Annotated in this window: 2 protein-coding genes; both read right to left on the reverse strand. The window is 73.7% G+C overall.

From position 1 onward, the window contains the following. Positions 1 to 1,802 (reverse strand): PAS domain-containing protein (locus tag ACLU3S_RS36705; protein ID WP_413956307.1); only part of this gene is annotated, 1,802 nt, incomplete at its 3' end. A gap of 244 nt (positions 1,803 to 2,046) precedes the next feature. After that, positions 2,047 to 2,379: SSI family serine proteinase inhibitor (locus ACLU3S_RS36710; RefSeq protein WP_413956308.1), on the reverse strand; the 333-nt coding region annotated here is incomplete at its 5' end.

The following is a 2,379-nucleotide window of genomic DNA, read 5'->3' on the forward strand; positions in this document are numbered from 1 at the left end:
GCGCCGGGCGCGTCACCGTCCAGGAAGGCGTCGGTGGAGGCCCGCCGGGCCCGGCGCCGGCCACCGGCCGCGTCCTCGGCCGGGGCGGCCTGCTCCGCGGGTGCCTCACCGGCGTCCGGAGCCTGCGCGGCGACGGCCCCGGCACCACCCCCGAGCGGCACCTCCAGCACATACGCGCTGCCGCTCATGCCCGGCACCTCGTGCGTCTGCAGCACACCGCCGTGCGCACGCACGATCCCGCGCACGATCGGCTCGTGCACCGGGTCTCCCCCGGCGTACGGCCCGCGCACCTCGATCCGCGCCACCGCACCGCGCTGCGCGGCAGCGACCACGACGGTGTTGTCCATGTAACCGCCCGCGGAGACGGGCGTGTTGCCGGTCGCGTCGACCCCGGCGACGTCCGCCACCAGATGGGCGAGCGCGGTGGCGAGCCGCTGCGGGTCGACCTCGGCCTCGATCGGCGGCGCGTGCACGGCGAACTGCACCCGCCCGGGGCCGATCAGCTCCACCGCGCCGTCGACACCGGCGGCGACGACGGCGTCCAGCATCACCTTGGTCCGGGCGATGTCCTCGCTGCCCGCGTCGAGCCGCTGGTAGCCGAGGACGTTGTCGATGAGCGTCGTGATCCGCGAGTACCCGGCCGACAGGTGATGCAGCACCTGGTTCGCCTCGGGCCACAGCTGACCGGCGTCGTCGGCGGCCAGCGCGGACAGCTCGCGCCGCAGCTCGTCGAGGGGGCCGCGCATCGACTGCCCGAGCAGGATCAGCAACTGCTCGTGCCGGCCGGCCAGGGCCTCGTAGCGGTCCTTCTCCCGCTCGGCAAGCGCGGCGTACCGCTCCTCGCCGGCGGCCACCTCCTCCGCGTGCTTCTCCCGCAGCTCGTCCAGCTCGGTGACGTGCTGCTGGCGCAGTGCGGTGAGATCGGAGGCGTGCTCCTCGGAGAGCCGCTCCAGCTCCTCGGCGTGCGCCTTCTCCAGCGCGGCCTTCTCCGCGGCCAGGGCGTCGAGGGGCCGACGGTCGGTGAAGGTCATGACGGCGCCGACGAGCTGGTCCCCGTCCCGCACCGGTGCGGTGGTCAGATCGACGGAGACCTTCTCGTCGCCCTTGGACCACAGGACCTGCCCGCGCACCCGGTGCTTGCGCCCGGAGCGCAGCGTGTCGGCGAGCGGCGACTCGGCGTACGGGAAGGGGGAGCCGTCGGCGCGCGAGTGCAGCACGAGGGTGTGCAGCTCCTTGCCGCCCAGCTCGCCGGCCCGGTAGCCCAGGATCTGGGCGGCCGCCGGGTTGACGAGGACGATCCGCCCGTCGGTGTCGGTGCCCACGACGCCCTCGGCCGCGGCGCGCAGGATCATCTCGGTCTGACGCTGCGACCGGGCCAGCTCGGCCTCGGTGTCGACGGTCCCGGACAGGTCCCGCACGACGAGCATCAGCAGCTCGTCACCGGTGTAGCCGTAACCGTCGTACGCCTGCTGCCCGTTCTCCAGATTCGCGCTCGTGACCTCGACCGGGAACTCCGTCCCGTCGGTGCGCCGCGCGATCATCCGCGTCGGCTTGGTCCGCCCGCGCGGGTCCATGTGGTCGGGCCGCCGCATCGATCCGGGGATCAGCTTGGAGTCGAACTGCGGCAGCAGATCGAGCAGCCCGCGCCCCACGAGGGCGGTGCCCGGTGCCTCGAACGCCTCCAGCGCGATGGTGTTGGCGTTGACGACGGTTCCGTTGGCGTTGACCAGGACCAACGCGTCCGGCAGCGCGTCGAGTATGGCTGCGAGGCGAGCAGCGCCTCGGGATGGCCTGCTGCTCACGAGACGCTTCCTCCCTGTTACCGCACCTTGCCGACCGCTCGGGCCATCTTGCCAACCTGGCCCGCGGCGTGTCACGCGAGGGAGTCTAAGCGCACACGTTGCGCTCGCGACGCAGGATGAGAGGGAGGTCCCACGAGGAAGTGACGGCGATGCCGTGACCAGACCCCTCGGCTGCACGAGACCTTCGCGCGGCCTTCACGGCACCGGTGGTCCGCTGGAGGATCCCTGTCCAGGGGCTCCGCGGCTACGCGGCCGAGCCGAGCGGCGGCAGCAGCGGCACCATCCGGTCCCAGCGCCCGATCTCGCACCCGTTGCTCCGGTCGTACCGGGCGTCGACCGGTCGCCCGGCCCAGGTGCCGGTGACACGGGCGGTGGCGGGGCCGCCGTAGAGCATGGTGCAGGTGGCGCCGGGCGCGACCGGGGCGAAGGGGTCCCGCCCCCACCGGGTGTTCGCGTCGAGCACCCGGCAGGCCCCGGCCACGTCCGGGTGACGGCCGGCGCCCGGGTGACAGAACAGCTCGTACGTCCCGTCCCACCCGGTGCCGGCCCGCCGGACCTCGACGGTCAGGTGATCACC

It is taken from the genome of Streptomyces sp. AF1A, from assembly GCF_047340315.1.
Lineage (GTDB): Bacteria > Actinomycetota > Actinomycetes > Streptomycetales > Streptomycetaceae > Streptomyces.